The 18071-nt window shown below is 44.1% G+C and carries 17 protein-coding genes; 10 read left to right on the top strand and 7 right to left on the bottom strand.

What is annotated here, in order from left to right:
* The first annotated feature begins 50 nt into the window (after positions 1–50).
* On the top strand, positions 51–1508 hold the full coding sequence (gene pdxR, locus CWO13_RS17230) for a MocR-like pyridoxine biosynthesis transcription factor PdxR (RefSeq protein WP_102432677.1): 1458 nt from the start codon (positions 51–53) through the stop codon (positions 1506–1508).
* Between the two features lie 46 nt (positions 1509–1554).
* Here pdxR and yjeH read toward each other — a convergent pair whose 3' ends face one another.
* A complete protein-coding gene (gene yjeH, locus CWO13_RS17225; RefSeq protein ID WP_102432678.1) occupies positions 1555–2820 on the bottom strand; it encodes an L-methionine/branched-chain amino acid transporter in 1266 nt (421 codons plus the stop codon).
* 256 nt (positions 2821–3076) lie between these two features.
* Here yjeH and CWO13_RS17220 point away from each other — a divergent pair, with 256 nt between their 5' ends.
* From CWO13_RS17220 to CWO13_RS17210, 3 genes are all read left to right on the top strand, one after another.
* Positions 3077–3538 (top strand): Lrp/AsnC family transcriptional regulator, encoded by a 462-nt coding sequence (locus tag CWO13_RS17220; RefSeq protein WP_065675842.1) that lies wholly within the window; start codon positions 3077–3079, stop codon positions 3536–3538.
* Positions 3532–4452, top strand: a complete 921-nt coding sequence (locus CWO13_RS17215) for a LysR family transcriptional regulator (RefSeq protein WP_108083280.1) — start codon at positions 3532–3534, stop codon at positions 4450–4452. The genes CWO13_RS17220 and CWO13_RS17215 overlap by 7 nt, the downstream gene beginning before the upstream one ends.
* Positions 4453–4579: 127 nt before the next feature.
* Positions 4580–5194 (top strand): LysE family translocator, encoded by a 615-nt coding sequence (locus CWO13_RS17210; RefSeq protein ID WP_102432680.1) that lies wholly within the window; start codon positions 4580–4582, stop codon positions 5192–5194.
* Between the two features lie 115 nt (positions 5195–5309).
* Here CWO13_RS17210 and CWO13_RS17205 read toward each other — a convergent pair whose 3' ends face one another.
* Together CWO13_RS17205 and CWO13_RS17200 are read right to left on the bottom strand one after the other, a co-directional pair.
* Positions 5310–6473 (bottom strand): alpha/beta hydrolase, encoded by a 1164-nt coding sequence (locus CWO13_RS17205; RefSeq protein ID WP_102432681.1) that lies wholly within the window; start codon positions 6471–6473, stop codon positions 5310–5312.
* Between the two features lie 53 nt (positions 6474–6526).
* Positions 6527–6757 carry a hypothetical protein gene (locus tag CWO13_RS17200; RefSeq protein ID WP_048659061.1) on the bottom strand — a complete coding sequence of 77 codons (231 nt, stop codon included), beginning with the start codon at positions 6755–6757 and terminating at the stop codon, positions 6527–6529.
* A 273-nt stretch (positions 6758–7030) separates the two neighbouring features.
* On the opposite strand from CWO13_RS17200, the gene hcp reads away from it, so the two are divergent.
* Positions 7031–8692: a hydroxylamine reductase gene (gene hcp, locus CWO13_RS17195; protein WP_102432682.1), complete on the top strand. Its 1662-nt coding sequence runs from the start codon at positions 7031–7033 to the stop codon at positions 8690–8692.
* A 120-nt stretch (positions 8693–8812) separates the two neighbouring features.
* Complete coding sequence (locus CWO13_RS17190) at positions 8813–9868, top strand: hybrid-cluster NAD(P)-dependent oxidoreductase (protein WP_102432683.1); 1056 nt, start codon at positions 8813–8815, stop codon at positions 9866–9868.
* A gap of 225 nt (positions 9869–10093) precedes the next feature.
* Here the strand turns inward: CWO13_RS17190 and CWO13_RS17185 are convergent, their stop codons facing one another.
* Positions 10094–11530, bottom strand: coding sequence for a glyceraldehyde-3-phosphate dehydrogenase (locus CWO13_RS17185; protein ID WP_048608907.1), 1437 nt, complete (start codon positions 11528–11530; stop codon positions 10094–10096).
* Positions 11531–12454: 924 nt separating this feature from the next.
* On the opposite strand from CWO13_RS17185, the gene CWO13_RS17180 reads away from it, so the two are divergent.
* A complete protein-coding gene (locus tag CWO13_RS17180; RefSeq protein WP_108020100.1) occupies positions 12455–15046 on the top strand; it encodes an ATP-binding protein in 2592 nt (863 codons plus the stop codon).
* Here the strand turns inward: CWO13_RS17180 and CWO13_RS17175 are convergent.
* From CWO13_RS17175 to CWO13_RS17165, 3 genes are all read right to left on the bottom strand, one after another.
* A complete protein-coding gene (locus tag CWO13_RS17175) occupies positions 15043–15279 on the bottom strand; it encodes a hypothetical protein (protein WP_048659065.1) in 237 nt (78 codons plus the stop codon). The genes CWO13_RS17180 and CWO13_RS17175 overlap by 4 nt on opposite strands.
* A 170-nt stretch (positions 15280–15449) precedes the next feature.
* On the bottom strand, positions 15450–16076 hold the full coding sequence (locus tag CWO13_RS17170; protein WP_048659066.1) for a D-Ala-D-Ala carboxypeptidase family metallohydrolase: 627 nt from the start codon (positions 16074–16076) through the stop codon (positions 15450–15452).
* Positions 16077–16228: 152 nt separating this feature from the next.
* Positions 16229–16543 (bottom strand): DUF496 family protein, encoded by a 315-nt coding sequence (locus CWO13_RS17165; RefSeq protein ID WP_004730049.1) that lies wholly within the window; start codon positions 16541–16543, stop codon positions 16229–16231.
* Between the two features lie 195 nt (positions 16544–16738).
* Here CWO13_RS17165 and CWO13_RS17160 point away from each other — a divergent pair, with 195 nt between their 5' ends.
* The 3 genes from CWO13_RS17160 to CWO13_RS17150 all read left to right on the top strand — a co-directional run bounded on the left by CWO13_RS17160 (position 16739) and on the right by CWO13_RS17150 (position 17974).
* Positions 16739–16939 carry a hypothetical protein gene (locus tag CWO13_RS17160; RefSeq protein ID WP_048659067.1) on the top strand — a complete coding sequence of 67 codons (201 nt, stop codon included), beginning with the start codon at positions 16739–16741 and terminating at the stop codon, positions 16937–16939.
* A 63-nt stretch (positions 16940–17002) separates the two neighbouring features.
* Positions 17003–17659 (top strand): YceH family protein, encoded by a 657-nt coding sequence (locus tag CWO13_RS17155; RefSeq protein WP_019823422.1) that lies wholly within the window; start codon positions 17003–17005, stop codon positions 17657–17659.
* Complete coding sequence (locus tag CWO13_RS17150) at positions 17660–17974, top strand: GIY-YIG nuclease family protein (protein ID WP_102480519.1); 315 nt, start codon at positions 17660–17662, stop codon at positions 17972–17974.
* The last annotated feature ends 97 nt before the right edge of the window (positions 17975–18071 follow it).

Here is an 18071-nt window from a genome sequence, read left to right as displayed (position 1 = left end):
TAACTGGTCTATTAAATAGAGCCACTTTTAAACACTATTTGGATCCAGTTATGCAGCCTATCGATGTCGGTGATCTACAGTTAGACGAACAACACGACACGCGTCAAACCGCCTTGTTCCACGCGATAAGAGAGAAGATCGTTCAAGATTTATGGAGCAAGGGCAGTAAGTTACCTTCAACACGTAAGTTGGCCGTCGAGTTATCGGTGAGTCGAAATACAGTGATTTACGCGTACGAACAACTGGTCACTGAAGGCTATATCGAGAGTAAGCAAGGCTCGGGTTTTTACGTGTCGGTTGAACAGCCGGAGCATTTTCTCAGTTTGTCTCAGCCAAACAGTGTTCAGGATGTACAGGTTAGGCACGTAATAAGTAAGCCGAGTGCAAATATAGCGACACCTAACGACATTAACCGCAGCTTTGCCCCAGGAGTCCCTGACTTAGATGCGTTCCCTTATGCTAAGTGGCAGAGGCTGTTGCAACGCCACTCTGCACGTCAGAACATTGCGGGCAATCAAGAGGTTCAGGGAAGCTTGGCCTTGAGGGAAGCGTTGACCGGGTATCTTGCAAGCAGCCGTTCAGTTCATTGTAGTGCTGACAGAATCATCATAACCGCAGGTGCTCAGCAAGCTATCTCAATTGGTTTGATGGCGACGTTGGCGATGGGCGACAAAATCCTGGTGGAAGAGCCCGGTTATCGACAAGTGCATAAAATTATCGATCTGTTGAGGTTAGAGTTAGATGGCGTAAGTGTCCGTGAAAAGGTTGGATTAGATATTGAAAAAGTGTTGTTCAGTAATGCTAAGGCTCTGTATGTCACGCCGAGTAACCAATACCCAATGGGCACGACTTTAAATACTGAGCAACGCCTCAAGCTCATCGATTGGGCCAACAAACATCAGTCATGGATCATTGAAGATGACTACGACAGTGAGTTTCAGTTTGCACATCGCCCTTACACCAGTATGCAAGGCTTAGCGGGTAAACTCGGGTTTGATGACCGAATCATTTATGTTGGTTCGCTGAGTAAAGTCATGTTCAACGGACTCCGCTTAGGCTACTTAGTGGTGCCAGAAAGTCTGGTGGCGAAGTGTCTTGAGATTAAAGATGCACTCACTGGAGACACGGCGTCTCATACACAAGAAGCTTTGTCGGATTTTGTTCGAGAAGGTGATTTATTGCGTCATATCAGAAAGATGCGTCGTTCCTACAAACTCAAACATGAAGCGATGATAGAAGCGATTAAAAGTGAGTTTAACGGTGATCTTGAAGTGATCAGTCAGGCGGCAGGACTACATGTAACGGTGAAGTGGTACAACGGAATATCTGAACATGAGTGGAGCCGCAGAGCAGAGCTTGAAAATATCATCATTCGTCCGTTTGATTTTTATGAGTACGGTTCGAGTGATGCTCGTGATTGGAGTGGGGCGGTGCTGGGTTTTGGAAATATACGTTTGGCTGAGATAAAGCCGAAGATCAAACAGATCGCTCGGCTTTTTTATCAGTAATATTGGTAGGGCTTGTTTACAATTTTCTGATTCATCACTAATCGAGTTACAACTTGTCGATAGAAACAGTGGGCTTACCCAACCATTTTCGCCAAGGGAGTGACAATGTCACAAAAATAGTCACGGCATAGAGCATCGACCAACTTAAACAGATAAACACTAAGGTACATATGACCAATGAGAGCATGGCTGTGTATCTAGATGCACCTGTCAGTAATCGGCAAGCCGCTAACATAGCGAGCAAATAAACCAAAACAAAAATACCATTGGCGAGTTTAAGAAAGAATTCAAGGTCCAAATTAGACAGTTCACCAATCACACACGAGATAAGCGCGATAAATCCAATTGCTAATGTTGGGTAAAGTGGTACGCCACGGCTGTTCAGTTGAGCCATTCTACTTGTAGGAGTGTGTTGGCGAGCTTGAGCCCAGATCATGCGAGACAAGCTTTGGGTATAAAGGTTTAGGCTGGCAAAACAAGCAAAGAAGCCAAGTACACTGATGACGGTTTTGAATCCATTACCAAACAATTGTTCTGTTACCCAAGGGATGGATGCGGCATCGAATTCAGGTGAACCGTAAGCCCCCAGTTTAAGAATCACCACTGAACAAGCCCAGTACACTAACCCCGCAACAAAACAGCCTGCAATGATGGCGATTGGGAAGTCACGTTGTGGATTTTTGAACTCCTCTCCCATGTGAGCAAAAGCTTCTATTCCGACAAAGCACCAAAACATGACGGCTAAAGCAGCGCCGATGGACCACATAGAATCGGACGAGATGGTAGGGAGAGCCACATCGGTTACCGTGATGTCGGCTTTCCAAACAAAAGCGCTAACCAAGGCAAAAATCGATAAGGCAATCACCGTTTGCAAGCGGCCTGAAGACTTACTGCCCATCAAATTGACGGCAATCAGCAGAGCGACGGTAAAGGATTGAGCCCCAAGTGGTGTGTCGAGAGGTGAGGGTAATAACTGTTGAGCAAAACCTCCTGCCAGTGCAATGGCCGCTGGAATACCGACAGGAATAACACTCACAAACAACCACGCCACGCTTGTTTCTAATCGCTCGCTAAACGCCTGACGTACAAAGTAAGCTGTACCACCTGCATTCGGGTAGTGTTTTCCTAAGGCAGCAAAGGTGAGGGCGATCGGGCAAATGGCGATAAACAAGATTAACCATGCCAGTAGCGACAACTGACCTGCGATACCTGCAGCGATAGCGGGAATCATAAATAATCCAGTGCCTAGCAAGGTCGTAGAGAGTTGTCCTATTCCTGAGATCAGCGTGATCTCTTGTTTGAGTTGTGTCATTCGCTCTCCTAGCTATTGGCTTATTATATCGGCCTTCTTTTGCCTGTCTTCTGATGTTTGGGTGATGCTATGAATGAGAGCATACATTGTCGCCATCAATAATACAGCTAGCGAAACGTCGTAAGACACCGTCATTTTAACGGTATTAATCCGATTAAGCGTGAAAGTGTCGGCTGTCATAATGGCTGTTATAAGTAGGAAAGTTGTGTCAAATTAGGCGTTATAAATAGAACAATAAGTGGAAAGAATCAGAAGCATGGATAAATTTGATCGCCAGATTTTGGATATTCTCAAAACCAACGCTCGATGCTCAGTGAGTGATATCGCACGAGATGTCAGTCTCTCGCGCTCAGCTGTGAACGCCAGAATCAAGAAACTGGAAAGCGATAAAGTGATTACGGGCTACTGCGCTCAAGTGACAGAACCCAATCAAACGAAGAATGTGTGTGCTTATATTTTGTTGAAGTTCGACATGTCGAGCAGCGACCATAGTTGTGAGTCCTACGCGCAACGAATCCAGAGTATTGATGGTGTGCAGTGGTGTCACTCGATCAGCGGTGAGACGGACATGATGCTGTACGTTGAAGTGGAAAGCATGGAGCGTTTAAATCAAGTTCGCGACCAACTGCAAAGCTATCCAGATCTGCGTCACCTAATGACTCATACTGTGCTTACCGAGTTTTTTAACAAACTGAATCCGACGGTACATCCATGTTAGGCAATATCAACTTAAACCTACTGCGTTCGCTGCATGTACTTCTAGAAGAGTGTCATGTAAGCCGCGCAGCTCAACGCTTGCATATTACACAGTCAGCGGTTAGCCGCCAACTTAGTCAGCTAAGAGATTTGTGTGGCGATCCTTTGTTGGTTCGTGATGGTAACAAACTGGTTCCTACTAATCGTGCTCTTCAGCTTAAAGATAAGCTCGATGACTTGCTTGGAGAGTTTGATCACCTGTTAGACGATAAACCCTTTGAGCCACGAGACTGGCAAGGTGAGTTGGTGTTGTCTTCGAGTGATTATGTGGCTCAGTATATTCTTCCTGTGATTGTTGCAGAGGTGTCCGCTGAAGCGCCGAATATCAATTTGGCTTATCGCCTGTGGCAGCCAAACTACCTTGAAGCACTGAACGAGTCGGGGATCCACTTAGCTTCTAGTATGTTTCCCACAAAGCCAGAGCATGTTTCAAGCATCAAACTTGGTGAAGACAAGTCGGTGTGTTTGATGCGCAAGTCTCACCCATTAGCTCAACAAGTGGTTTTGAGTGCAGAAGACATTGTTAACTACTCTCACATAAAGGTGACGGGGGGCGGAGATAAAGACAGCTACGCGGACATAGCATTGAAGAAGCAAGGATTTAAGCGAAGAGTCGCGCTACAGGTTCCGTTCTTTTCGTCGGCTGGTACTGTATTGATGCAAGACGATTACCTGATGATTGTGCCGGAACATATCGCCTATAACCTAGGTCGACACCTCGATACTACCTACTTTTCTTTGCCGTTTGATACGGAAATGCATACCTATTGGTTAATGTGGCACCCTAAATATGACAACGACTCTGCCCACAAATGGGCGAGAGAAAAGGCATTCCAAGCCATGAAAAAGTCGAGTTACAATATCAGTATGATTTGAAATCATAAGTGTAATGATAACCTTTGATTTCAAATGATACGTTCTGCGGATTATGGTAAGTGCCAAGTATTGAGTATTAAGCGTAGAGTGTTCAGCTGGAACGCTTTATTTTACTAGGAATGGAATGATGACAGTAACAATTTGGTTTTCTTTATTAGCGATTTGCTTGTTGGGTGCAATGTCTCCGGGCCCGAGTTTGGCGATGATCGCTAAGCACAGCTTGGCTGGTGGCCGCATGAACGGACTTATCGCAGCTTGGTCGCATGCTGCTGGTATCGGTATTTATGCGTTCGCAACCATTGTTGGTTTAGCCGTTGTGCTTGAGCAATCACCCATGTTGTTCAAAGGTATTAGTTTAGCGGGTGCTGCGTATCTGCTTTATCTCGGCGTGAATGCGTTGCGTTCGAAAGGTGGTGTTGCCGCGAAATTGGAAGCGGGGGAAAAGATGAGTTACATGCAGTCTGCTCGCGAGGCTTTCTTGATCTCTATCTTAAGCCCAAAGATTGCGCTGTTCTTCATCGCTCTGTTCAGCCAATTTGTTGCATTAGGTAATGAACTGAGCAATCAAGTGATCATTGTCTCAACGCCGTTGATTGTCGACGGCCTTTGGTACACTTTTATCACCTTGGTGCTGTCTAGCCCGTTGATTGTTGAACGTATTCGCTCAAAGGCGCAGCTGATTGACCGACTATCAGGTTTGGTGTTGATCCTGCTTGCTGTTCGTGTGGTGTGGACGATATAGCAGTAAGCGATAAGAGTAAGTTACGAGAAACGATACTCATTAAAAAAGGCTCACTAGACGTTATCTAGTGAGCCTTTTTGATTTCTATGGATTGGCTTCGACAGGTTTGAGCTTGTTAGCCTTCAGAATTCAGCACGGCATCTAACTTCGCCATAGAATCTGAGAAGTAGGGGTTGTAGGTCAAACGCGCATGGTTCTTCCCTTCTTCGCGATAGCCCCATGCTGAGTACCAAACTTCACTGGTTGCATTACATTGTTCTTCAAAGCCTTCAGCCTGACCATTAGAGCAGATCTTCTCGCTACCATTGATTCCGTAGTAAGGGTTGCTTGGTGAGAACAGTAAGCCCATGTGAGAGCCGTTCGAGATACGCTGATCTGGAATTTTCATGCTGTACTGAACAGCGCGAGGATCCTCGAGTGTCGTTTCTCCTTGCCAAACCAACACATTGTTTGGATTCGGCATCGATTCAGTAAATGCTTGCTGAACGTAGTTGGTGTCAATCACGCTGTCGCCTTCACTCATCATAATAAACACCGGCTTATCAAAGTGCTTATCTTCCAAGTCATTGCGAACGACTTCTGATGTCTCGTAGTAAACTGAAGCACCGTTCATTGGCAGTGAGTTGTAACGCAGCACATTATCTTCAGGATCTTGATCGGCCCAAGTAACAAAGTAGCTCGCTAGCTCTGCATATTGAACGGCTGACGAGCTCGGTTGAAACGCAGGAGAGAACAGCAGTAACCCAGAGATCTTTGGATCATGCATCGCCTGTGAAGTCACGAGATTCGCGCCGGTTGAATAGCCGCCTAGCCAAACAGAATCATACTCTTGCTCAAGTAACTTCGTATGATGAGCTACCACACCTTGCCAATCTTCTAGGCTCGGCTGCATTAAGTCACCCACGCGACTACCGTGACCCGGCAGTAACACGGTTCTCACTAAGTAACCTTGCTCAACCAAATGGGTAGCGATGTCTTTAAATGAGTAGGGTGAGTCACCTAATCCATGAACCAGTAACACTGCCTTGCCGTTTGGCGAGGTTGGTTGATACTCGGTTGGCGAATTGAGTTGGATCTCGAGTTGTTTGTCTTCCGTCATGAACACACGGTTTTTCAATAACCAATCTTGGGTGTCATTGACGTAGGCATCAAAGCTGTCTTGCTGATAGCTAGGCAAATCTGGAGAAGTTTCGTAAGCGGGTATTGATGTCTCGTTGGAGCAACCAACGAGACTTAAAGTCGTTAAGGCCAGCAGTGCTAGGAGGGGCTTTCTTTGCATTATGTAATCTTGTCTCTGTTGTGCTTTCACTATGTCTGAAACTGAAGTTTAGATTATTTTCTGCTTGAAAGGTCTTCGTACTCACCTTCAATAACTCCGGCATCATGGGTTGATGACTGACGAGTGTTCATATGAGCTGCGAAACCTTGTTTCTTCATTTGATTCTGAATGCGCTTGCCAGTGATTAAAGCTGCAATAGCCAAAGGAATAGCAAGGATCAAGCTTGTGAATAGTGCCAAAAGGCCAGTAAATAATGCAACAATCGTAACTAATATATTTTTCATATTCATTCCTCTTTTTCTATGTTGTTACTTTATCGCTTCTATTCTGAACGAAACATGAACGCCGTTAATTAATCTCGGAGAGTCACTATGACACGGATGTGTGCTCTTGGGGAGTTTATATGTAGTCATAATCACGCACTAAAAACATGGAATACAGCTAAGTTTAATAAAATCAATGAGTTAAAAGTTGGCACGGTTGATGCTCTATAGGGGTTGGAATAAGTCACTGTAAGCAAAGCACTTACAGCTAATAAAAATTACTGGAGCCCCTATATGTTCTGTATTCAATGTGAACAAACAATTCAAACCCCAACCGTAAAAGGCTGTTCTTTCGCACAAGGTATGTGTGGTAAAACTTCGGAAGTATCCGACCTTCAAGACGTGTTGGTGCATTCTCTTCAAGGTGTTTCTTTCTGGGCTAATTTAGGCCGTGCTTGTGATGTTATTGATACTGAAATTGATGAATGGGCACCAAAAGCATTTTTCGCAACATTAACGAACGTTAACTTCGATCCTGCTCGCATCATCGAATTTGCTCAGCAATCTCACGAGTTTAAGCAGCGTTTAGAACAACAAGTTCGAGCGGCAGCTACGTTGACCGGTTTTGAGATCCCTGCGCTTTCTGCTGCTGCTCAATTCGATCTTCCAACAGATTCTTCAGAGTTATTGGCGCTTGCCCCTCAAGCGGCGGTAAACCGCGGTCACGACTCTCAACACGAAGATGTGATTGGTCTTCGCCTTCTTTGCCTATACGGCTTAAAAGGTGCGGCAGCGTACATGGAGCACGCACGTGTTCTTGGTCAAACTGACAATGCTATTTTTGCTGAATACCACGAAATCATGGCGTTCCTAGGTACAGACCCGTCAGATCTAAAACAACTGTTAGATACGTCTATGCAGATTGGCTTGATGAACTACAAAGTAATGGAAATGCTGGATAAGGGCGAGACAGATACATTTGGTCACCCTCAACCAACAACCGTGAATGTGAAGACGAAGAAAGGTCACTGTATCCTTGTTTCCGGTCACGACCTGCATGATCTAGAAAAGATCCTTCAACAAACAGAAGGTAGGGGCATTAACGTTTACACCAACGGTGAGATGCTACCTGCACACGGTTACCCTGAACTGAACAAGTACCCACACCTTGCGGGTAACTACGGCAGCGCTTGGCAGAACCAGCAAAAAGAATTTGCGAACTTCCCTGGTGCGATCGTAATGACATCTAACTGTTTGCTTAACCCTGATGTAGGCTCATACGCTGACCGTCTATTTACGCGTAGCATCGTTGGCTGGCCGGGTGTTGCTCACCTTGAAGGTGACGATTTCAGCGCTGTGATCGATTGTGCTCTTGCACAAGAAGGCTTCAAGCATGACGAGATCGAGCAAATGATCACTGTTGGCTTTGGTCGTAACGCATTGATGGAAGCAGCGCCTGCGGTTGTTGAGCAAGTGAAAGAAGGCAACATTAAGCACTTCTTCTTAGTCGGTGGTTGTGACGGCGACAAATCTGAGCGTAGTTACTACACAGATTTCACAGCTCAAGCACCAGAAGATTCAGTAATCCTGACCTTGGCATGTGGTAAATTCCGTTTTAATAAGAACCAATTTGGCGATATTAACGGCATCCCACGTCTGTTAGATGTTGGTCAATGTAACGATGCTTACTCTGCTATTCAGCTTGCTTTAGCACTGTCTAAAGAGTTTGACTGCGGCATCAACGAACTGCCTCTAACACTTGTTCTGTCTTGGTTCGAGCAAAAAGCGATCGTTATCCTGCTTACTCTGTTTGCTCTTGGTGTGAAAGGCATCTACACAGGCCCAACAGCGCCAGCGTTCCTAACAGAAAACCTACTAAAGATTATTCAAGACGAGTTCGATATGCGTTCTATCTCAACGCCAGAGCAAGATCTTAAAACAATCTTAGCGGCTTAATCTAAGCCAACTCCTAAGCCCCGTTGTTGTGACGTTTTTCAAAAACAGACAACGGCGGGGCTTTTTCGATTTAAATCCTTAGTCATTTAATCATCTAGTCATTAGCAAGGTACGCGAACTATGTATGCATGGTCGGATAGCGATTCAATCAATTTAGTGTGTTTAAAGAAATGGCATGAGACGCCAGATACGGTCAGCTTTGAGCTTGGCAGCATTCCACAAGACTTACATTTTAATTTTAAGCCAGGGCAATTTATTACTCTGGGTTTAGATATGCCGACGAAAACGGATTACCGTGCTTATTCAGTGGCTTCTTGCCCGGAAGATAACTGTCTGAAGTTGACGGTCAAGCGTGTGGAAGGTGGTTTGGTTTCGAACTTTATTGTTGATGAGCTTGATGAAGGTGATGAGGTTTCTGTGTTGAAGCCGGCAGGCGCGTTTAACTGTATTGATTGTATGCCAACGGCGACAAAGAAAGTAACGCTAGTGAGTGCAGGCTGTGGTATCACACCAGTAATGGCGATGGTCAAGTATTGGCTATCTCAAGACAGTGACATCGAGATTGATTTTGTCCACATGGCACGCAACAAGCTTGAGACTATCTACTTTCAAGAACTTCATCAGCTCGATGAATTACATGCGAATTTCAACTTAAAACTGCTGCTAAAAGACAACGAAGGAACAACGGCTCCTCAAGGTCGTTTAGATAAAAACTGGTTAGTGAAACTGAGCCCAGATATCTTAGATAGAACGGTTTACCTGTGTGGGCCTGTAGGCTTCATGCAAGACATTGAAAGTTATCTGAAAGAACTTGAGTTCAACATGGATAACTTCTATCAAGAAAGCTTCACTCCTGCTACTCAGAATGCTCAATCAGAAGCGTCAAAAGCCGAAGTTGCTGACGATACGAATAGTGCTGTTAAGGTATTTGTGCCAGCGTTCGGAGCTGAAGTTGAAGCGGAAACTGGTACACCATTGGCGGATTCATTAGAAAAAGCAGGCGTTCCAATTATCATCGCTTGTCGCAGCGGGATTTGTGGCTCGTGTAAATGCAAAGTGACCAAAGGGTCAGTGGAATCAAGCAGCCAAGAGACATTGACGCCAGAACAGATTGAGCAGGGGTACGTGCTTGCATGTTCAAGCTCCATTCAGTCAGATGTTGAGGTTGAGCTATAACAGACGTGAAGCAGTGTAAGAGTGATGAAGACAAGGTCTTGTCATAGGCGCTAGATGTAAAAAGGCCACCTAGATCAGTTAGAGAGAGCAGATCTAAGTGGCAACCCTCTTGTTTATACGGGGGAGTAAAACAAAAGGGGTTGCGAAGCCCATACAGACTTCGCAGATATAGTTATTATGTTGTGGAGCTTGTTGCGATGGACGTATCTACAAGAGCGAAGTTGATTAAACTTCAGGGTATGTCTTGTAGCGAACACCCATCATCTGTTCCATACAGTGAACAACTTGGCAGCTGTAGCCAAACTCGTTATCGTACCAAATGTACAGCACGGCACGGTTGTCTTGTGCGATAGTCGCCACACCGTCAACCACACCTGGGTGACGAGAGCCAACCAAGTCTGTAGATACAATCTCAGTTGAGTCTGTGTAATCGATTTGTGCAGACAAAGCAGAAGACAGCGCCATTTCACGTAGGTACTCGTTCAACTCTTCTTTGTTTGTGCCTTTCTCAAGGTTTAGGTTTGCTACTGCCATTGATACGTTTGGCGTAGGTACGCGAATCGCATTACCTGTTAGCTTGCCTTCCATTTCTGGCATTGCTTTTGATACCGCTTTAGCAGCACCAGTCGATGTCAGTACCATGTTCAATGACGCAGCACGGCCACGACGATCACCTGAATGGAAGTTATCGATTAGGTTTTGGTCATTGGTAAATGAGTGAACCGTTTCGATGTGACCAGACAGTACGCCAAACTTGTCGTGAACTGCTTTCAATACTGGCGTGATTGCGTTGGTGGTACAACTTGCTGCAGAGATGATGGTGTCTTCTGGTTGAATAACATTTTCATTCACACCAAATACAACATTCTTGATGTCGCCTTTACCTGGCGCAGTTAGTAGAACCTTCTTCGCACCGTTACATGCTACGTGTTGGCTTAGGCCTTCCGCGTCACGCCATACACCTGTGTTATCAACCACAAGTGCGTTTTCAATACCGTAAGCCGTGTAATCCACTTCTTCTGGTTTGTTTGCGTAGATAACTTGGATGAAGTTGCCGTTTACGATGATTGCTTTACGTTCTTGGTCTACAACAATGCTGCCGTTGAACTGGCCGTGAACAGAGTCACGACGGAGTAAGCTAGCACGTTTTTCTAGGTCGCCATCTTTGCCGCCACGTACAACGATTGCGCGTAAACGAAGTGGGTAACCTGGGCCGCTTTTCTCTACAAGAATACGAGTTAACAAACGACCGATACGACCGAAGCCGTACAACACGACGTCACGAGGTTTCGTCATCGCGTCGCCTTCAAGCGAACCCATTAGAGCTGTTTGAAGGAAATCATCCATCGCGCTAAGGTCTTCGTGGTTTTCCCAGTACTGAGCTGCTAGACGACCAACATCAACGCGGCATGGAGACAAGCGCATTGATAGTAGATGCTGGATAATTGGTTGAGTTTGTTCTGCGGTTAGCGGTGAGCCAGTGTAACGTTTTGCGATGCGGTGAGCTTTGATGATGTCGATAGTTGTCGCGTTAACTAGGGTCTTACCGAAGAGGATAACTTCTACGCCTTTTTGGCGGTATAACTGACCTAAAGTTGGAGCGATGGATTCAGCAATGGTTTGACTAGTTTGCCAATCTAGGAGGTGCTTTTCGGGACTCATCTTTACTCGGGACCTTTCACGTTAAGTTTCTGCAGTCATGGCGGTTGTAGGGAAGCCAATCAGCATAGGGGATTTGAGGCATCAGGCTGTGGTCTATATTGCCACTTAAATGTGCTTGATATGTCTTGTGTGTAACTTGTAATTTTTATGTGGCAGGATTGTAAGGTACGACGGGTTATTCTGCTAGGAAAAATAAATGTAGACAAAATGTCTGTAAATTGACTTTATATTAGCCAAAAATCAAGATTTCAACGTCGATAAAGACTATTGACTTTAACAATCTGTAGCACTTATTTTTCGTCAAAAAATACTCAAATCAAAATGTAGTATGTAATAAAGGTCATGGTGATCATTAAATATGTGATCATTGACTCAGGTTACACGTAAAGAGTAAACGACAAATAAGGTAATCAACGTCCTTTCTTGTTCGACTTTTGAATAAGCGGAGTTCGAGTGCAAAAAGTCCATCACGCAAACGATTGGATGTCACAATTTTACCTGAATCATCTAATTATTTGTTATGGCAAGTCATCATTCACAGTTTAGTTGAGTCGTAGTAAGTGGATGTTCACTTGTTATGTGGGTGATAACAACTGGAGAAAGTGTCTTTTGTTTACATCGTGCTTGCTTAAACCTTTCTCGTTTAGAGCTCATTTGTAGAAATCTCCCGCGCGTAAAGCTCACTTATTCCAAGTATGCTCCTTCGCTTTAAAGCTCCGTTCTGGATATCAGTTGGTTCTAATTTTTCGTTCTGGGCTCAGAGTAACGTTTGTTCATATCCAATTTGATCAATAACCCCCTGTTAATGTCCTATCCTTAATCTGGGCTAGGTAAATTACTTTCGGGAAGGGAGTAGTTATAAAAATGATAAATATATCAATTAGATGGCGTCTTATTTTTCTTTCTACGGTTTCTGTACTCATTATGTTTGGGTTTACAGTGAATGAAGTGCTTAAGAACGAAAAGAAGATGAATCACCTTGAAACAACCCGTATTAAGGTTGAAGCGCTTCAATCTTTTAATACGATTTCAAGTGATGCTTATCGATGGTTGGTTCTGTCTAATGACTCTTCAGAGAAAGGTCTGCTGCTTTTAAAACTGAAAACTGATTTGACTAGGCTAGCTCAATACGAGAAACAGCTTCAACAGTTCGACAGTAATTGGACTGTTGAACCACAGCTGGTTGAGCTTAAGAGTGTATTAGAGAGACTCGCCCGTGTAACCTCCAGTATTAACAGGGACGCATCACAGGTTACTGATAACAACACGCAATTGACAGAGCGTGCCTTCGACTTGTTAAAAGGCGTGTTAATGGAGCTATCTGAATATCGTATTAACATTGTGGATGAAAAAGTCAGTCAAGCTAACGCGATGTTTATCAATCTTACTCATTACGTGTTCTGGACTCAGCGAGAAGCGTGGCTGAGTTACCGTTTGTATCGCTCTCCGGAGCTGATTGATCAATATTTATTGAGTTATGTTGGTGCTTTAGAAAGGCAGCAGCAATTATTAGATATGTTTTTCCGATCAGGTAGTCGCTCGTCTGAAATTAGAAAGCTACTAAGTACGTTTTCTAAAGATGAATTTCAAAACCGATTTACCGATCGAATCCTCAAAGGTGACTTCTCTTCACCTGAAATATATGAACATGTGGAAGGTTTAGAACGAAAGAAGTTGGCGATTTCAAAGGCAGTGGGTGCTTATACCAAGCAATTACAGTTTGATCTGACCAACAATATAGCGCTACAAAAAAAGCAAACCCTGATCATGACCTTGCTTATTCTTGCCATTTCAGGTGTGTTGTTGTGGCTCGGTGTAGCAACGTCTCTTCGCTTAAATCGAAACTTATCGATTATCCTAAGAGGGGTATCTGAATGCGCAGATAGCTACGGTGAACCCAAGGTGATTCAGATTCAAGGGAACGATGAACTCACCGAGTTCACTGAAACTCTAAATCGAGTGATGGAGCGTAACTACTTTCACAATAAAGAGTTGATAACAGCAAAAGAAGACGCGATTTCGGCCAATAAAGCCAAAAGCGCATTTTTAGCCAATATGTCACATGAAATACGCACGCCACTTAACGGTATTATTGGCATGGCTGAGATCTTATCTCAAAGCCAACTTAGCGCAAATCAGCAAGAAGTATTAGGGGATATTGAATCGTCTTCTCACTCTTTGCTAGTCCTACTTAATGACATCCTCGACCTATCTAAAATCGAGTCGGGTAACTTGATGTTGTCACCACACAATGCTGATTTACGAGAGGCGGTCTATGACTCTGTAAGTGTGATTCTGTCGAAAGCGATAAGTAAGGATATCGAGCTCGACATCAATATCGACTATCAAACGCCGCAACAACTGTTTTTCGATGAGTACCGCGTGAGACAGGTGCTGACCAATCTGCTTTCGAATGCCATTAAGTTTACGTCCAAGGGCACAATTACCACGGACATTGCTTATACCCCTATGTCTATGGGCAGGGGTAAGCTGGAATGCAGCGTGTCTGATACCGGGATTGGGATTGAACCAGAGAAGTTAGAATCCATATTTGAACCTTTCACTCAAGAAGATGGCAGCATTACCCGCCAATTTGGTGGTACGGGGCTAGGGCTTGCGATTTGTCGACAGCTTGTTGATTTGATGGGGGGCTACATTACCGCACGTTCAGTGAAAGGAGAGGGCTCTACATTCACGTTTTGTTTGTATGTCGATGTTGTAGAAGCGCCTGTTCAAACTTTCGATAACCTGAGCCGAGCGACGATCATCTCGAACTCTTTCAATTACCTTGATCAGCTTGTTAAAGAGTGTGAGCGTTTGAATGTTCGAGCCAATGTGGTGTCATCCATTGCTGCCCTTAGTGAAAGTGTAAAAGAAAGCGACTTGATACTTTATTGTCATACCTTGCATCACTCGATGGAGAAAGATCTTGCGACGTTGAAGGCGATATATCCTCTTGCCCGCGTCATCGTGTGTCAGCATCACCTATTCAAAACCAACCTAATCACAGAAACGGTCCACTCGACTCATACCTTGCCATTCTTGGGCCGACGATTCTTAAACAGCTTACAATCGCTTGATGTCGGTGAAGAGCAAGCATCAGCGGTGGAACCAAAAGATGAAGAGGTTCGCTCTCTGAATCGACGCATTTTGATCGTTGAAGACAATCTGATGAATCAAAAAATAGCGAGCTTCTTCCTTGAGCAAGCGGGTTATGAGTATTTGATTGCCAGTAATGGCCAAGAAGCGGTGGACGTCATCACTCAAGGTGCTCAGTTTGATGCCATCTTAATGGACTGCATGATGCCTGTTATGGATGGTATAACGGCGACTCGTGCGATTCGACAGTGGGAAACCACTCAACAAGCTGCGCCATTACCCATTATTGCTTTGACCGCTAGTGTCCTGGAAGAAGACATTAAAGATTGTTTTGAAGCGGGCATGAACGCCTACTTGCCCAAACCTTATAAATCTCACCAGTTGTACGATCTTTTCAGTAGCCTTGATATCGTCTAGCGGACTTCTAAGCCAAGGTTGTATTGTGCAAGACAGCGACCTACATAACTGATTTTCAACAAGGCTGCGACTAAGATGGTGCTGATGTGGGCGACAATTTGAATCGGCAGTGAGAAGTGATTGGCCATTGGATAAGCAACTATAATACTGAGAAGCATAAGCAAGGTTGTGATAGCTAGACTGAAGTTTGAAACAGAAAGCAGAGTTTGAAAGCGTTGAGTCATCGTCTTCATATTGAATTCCTAATTGCTATTATTTTCTTTTGATACTTAGTAATAGCAATTAGCGTTCCATATTTAACTTTAATTAAATATCAATGGTTTAATAAAAATCCAGATATGGGTAGTGTCAAAAAGACATGGCCAATAGATGTGTCCATTTGACTTTTTGGTGTCTTTTTAAGTTACCAGTTTCTGAAGCCGCAAGTGTCGATATGGAATCGAACGCCGGCGTACAGGCCTAACCCTACGTTATTCTTCTGCCCGTATTCAGCGTGAATTTTTTTGAGTTTAACGTGCAAATCTGCTCGAGAAATACCGTTGGCTGGGACAAGATCTAAGGCGCAGAACTCTAAGTGTTTACTTTGCAGGGCACCGCCAGCTTGTTGATTGTAGAGTTTTGAACGTTCACCAGAAACAGGAATAACCACACCGATTTCAGGCTCGATGTATTCTTGAATGTACTTCAAGGTGTTGATCATGTTGGGTACATGTTTTTTGTTGGGGAGGGTAAACAAGGTGGTGTTACTCATTGCCCAGTCTGTTCCTTGCAACAACACCAGATGTAAAGGCATGCTTTGTGTGATTCCCGCATCTTTGAGCTGTTGTCCGATCTCTCTTACTTGGTCTTCTGCGTGATTTAGAAGCATCCAGCCACGAAATGCCGAGCGAGTCGGTACCTTGTAGCCATGAACATCCACCACGAGATCCTCGTAGGTGATTTCAGTCTCTTCGGTATACAGCCTTTCAAATTCTTCTGGGTAGGGTTGAGTCGTTGATAGCGCTAAGGTAATCAGGATGCTTGAGTACATAAGGTGGCTCCATTACTTACGTTGGCTTTGCTAGTAATATTTGAATCAGTAAATACGTAAGCTTAAGTATAGACACTGGAATTTATGTACAAAAAAACCCACTATAAAGAGTGGGTTACTAACATTATTACAAGTTAATCAGCGAGGTTAGATTACTTCTTACCTTGCGTTTGCTTGTCTTCTTCTGTTAGTTCACGAATGCGGCGGCTGATGTCACGGCGAGCTTTAGAAATCTCTGCGCTCTTGATGATGTGGTCATCAACACGGTCTTCGTAGTCAGCTTTCATATTCTTGATAATGCCTAGGATCTCGTCGTGAGTCATCTCTGGCTTGATGTAATCAAGTAGGTTATCAAGAAGGTCAACACGCTTGCGGTTGTCACGAACTTTCTTTTCGTTGTCTAGAAGTTCACGCTTAAGTTTGTTCTTACGTCGTGCTTGGTTAACAATTTCAAATACGCTGCTCATAGATTCCTTTTCCTATTCGTCAAATACGTTGTCTGGTTCTGATTAAAGCACATCAATTGATGATGTAACAGTCTTTAGATCAAAGCAAAAGTAAGGTTGTTTAATTATTCGTCACTCTCGCCGATGTGCGATTGTTTTTATCTTACCGATCAAGTTAGTATCCTATGTAGATACTGCATTGATACGATATGTGAAATGAATCAACAACAATTGGAAACAGAAGATTTGGGTGACGATGTTACTGAATCTTCGGCAGAGCAGAACAAGCTTCGTGATGCGTATGTACAAGAGCGTACTTATTTGGAAGTCGTGGAAATAGAGCTAAACCGTTCTAAGATCATAATGATTGATGAACAAGGCAGAAAGAAACGAGTACCGATTTTGTCTGAGCACTAGCCAGTATTGGCTGCATTGTTAAGTGTTGAGATGGAATTATCAAAATAATAAAAAGGAAAAACGATGAACACAGTACTTTCCCCAATTGAAGCGAGAATTATCGGTTGCTTGATCGAGAAAGAAGTCACTACTCCCGATCATTACCCACTGACACTGAACAGCTTAACCACGGCATGTAATCAAAAGAGTAACCGTGAACCTGTTCTCTCTCTTTCTGAGTCAGACGTTTTAGATGCGGTTGATGGTTTGATCGGACGTCGTATGGTGAGCGATGAAAGTAGCTTCAACAGCCGTGTTAATAAGTATCAGCACCGTTTCTGTAACACTGAGTTCGGTGATCTGCAATTTACAGAGCAAGAGCGTGCAATCATCTGTTGCATGCTGCTTCGCGGCGCACAAACGCCCGGTGAACTCCGTACTCGAACAGGGCGCCTTGCAAACTTTAGTGATGTGAAAGAAGTCGAAGCAACATTAGATAAGCTAGCTGCAAGAGAAGCTGGTGCGCTAGTGGTCAAGCTACCACGCGAAGCGGGTAAACGTGAATCACGCTACCAGCACTTATTGAGCGGTGAAGTGGATGTTGAAGCGTTTGCGACGGCATCAGTAAGCGCGGCTGCACCCTCTGCGACGAGTGAAAAGTTTGAAGAGCTTGAGTCTGAAGTAGCAAGCCTACGAGCAGAAGTGGCAGAGCTTAAGGCTCTGGTTGAATCGCTGCTTTAAATGTCAGGCGCTGATAAAAATGCGGATTGGGTCGTGTACTTGATCCGCAATCGTCACAATGCCCTTTATTGTGGCGTGACGAACAATCTTGAACGTCGATTTGAACAACATCAAACCGGTAAAGGCGCCAAAGCTTTAAAAGGTAAAGGCCCACTTAGGCTGGTTTGGAGTTTTGATGTTGGCTCAAAAAGTGAGGCGTTGAAAACCGAATACGCGATCAAGCAATTGCCCAAATCCCGCAAAGAAAAACTGGTATCACTCAAACTGATTATTGAGTGGCAACAAGACAAAATTCAATATATCGAAGTCTCATAATTCATAGCCAAAATATTTATTACTGATAAAATGTTAATAATGTAAAAGCCTACAATAATTATATTTAAATGCATGAATTTAAAGGTTAATTGTTCTT

Origin of the sequence: Vibrio sp. ZF 223 (assembly GCF_003050585.1) — a bacterium.
In the GTDB taxonomy this organism is placed as follows: domain Bacteria; phylum Pseudomonadota; class Gammaproteobacteria; order Enterobacterales; family Vibrionaceae; genus Vibrio; species Vibrio crassostreae.
The sequence above is the reverse complement of the archived record's forward strand: the minus strand, read 5'-3'. Positions and strand labels throughout refer to the sequence as shown.

Coding starts and splice junctions, on each gene's coding strand:
- pdxR (WP_102432677.1), top strand. CDS start 51: ATGCAGCCTATCGATGTCGGTGATCTACAGTTAGACGAACAACACGAC.
- yjeH (WP_102432678.1), bottom strand. CDS start 2,820: ATGACACAACTCAAACAAGAGATCACGCTGATCTCAGGAATAGGACAA.
- CWO13_RS17220 (WP_065675842.1), top strand. CDS start 3,077: ATGGATAAATTTGATCGCCAGATTTTGGATATTCTCAAAACCAACGCT.
- CWO13_RS17215 (WP_108083280.1), top strand. CDS start 3,532: ATGTTAGGCAATATCAACTTAAACCTACTGCGTTCGCTGCATGTACTT.
- CWO13_RS17210 (WP_102432680.1), top strand. CDS start 4,580: ATGACAGTAACAATTTGGTTTTCTTTATTAGCGATTTGCTTGTTGGGT.
- CWO13_RS17205 (WP_102432681.1), bottom strand. CDS start 6,473: ATGCAAAGAAAGCCCCTCCTAGCACTGCTGGCCTTAACGACTTTAAGT.
- CWO13_RS17200 (WP_048659061.1), bottom strand. CDS start 6,757: ATGAAAAATATATTAGTTACGATTGTTGCATTATTTACTGGCCTTTTG.
- hcp (WP_102432682.1), top strand. CDS start 7,031: ATGTTCTGTATTCAATGTGAACAAACAATTCAAACCCCAACCGTAAAA.
- CWO13_RS17190 (WP_102432683.1), top strand. CDS start 8,813: ATGTATGCATGGTCGGATAGCGATTCAATCAATTTAGTGTGTTTAAAG.
- CWO13_RS17185 (WP_048608907.1), bottom strand. CDS start 11,530: ATGAGTCCCGAAAAGCACCTCCTAGATTGGCAAACTAGTCAAACCATT.
- CWO13_RS17180 (WP_108020100.1), top strand. CDS start 12,455: ATGTTTGGGTTTACAGTGAATGAAGTGCTTAAGAACGAAAAGAAGATG.
- CWO13_RS17175 (WP_048659065.1), bottom strand. CDS start 15,279: ATGAAGACGATGACTCAACGCTTTCAAACTCTGCTTTCTGTTTCAAAC.
- CWO13_RS17170 (WP_048659066.1), bottom strand. CDS start 16,076: ATGTACTCAAGCATCCTGATTACCTTAGCGCTATCAACGACTCAACCC.
- CWO13_RS17165 (WP_004730049.1), bottom strand. CDS start 16,543: ATGAGCAGCGTATTTGAAATTGTTAACCAAGCACGACGTAAGAACAAA.
- CWO13_RS17160 (WP_048659067.1), top strand. CDS start 16,739: ATGAATCAACAACAATTGGAAACAGAAGATTTGGGTGACGATGTTACT.
- CWO13_RS17155 (WP_019823422.1), top strand. CDS start 17,003: ATGAACACAGTACTTTCCCCAATTGAAGCGAGAATTATCGGTTGCTTG.
- CWO13_RS17150 (WP_102480519.1), top strand. CDS start 17,660: ATGTCAGGCGCTGATAAAAATGCGGATTGGGTCGTGTACTTGATCCGC.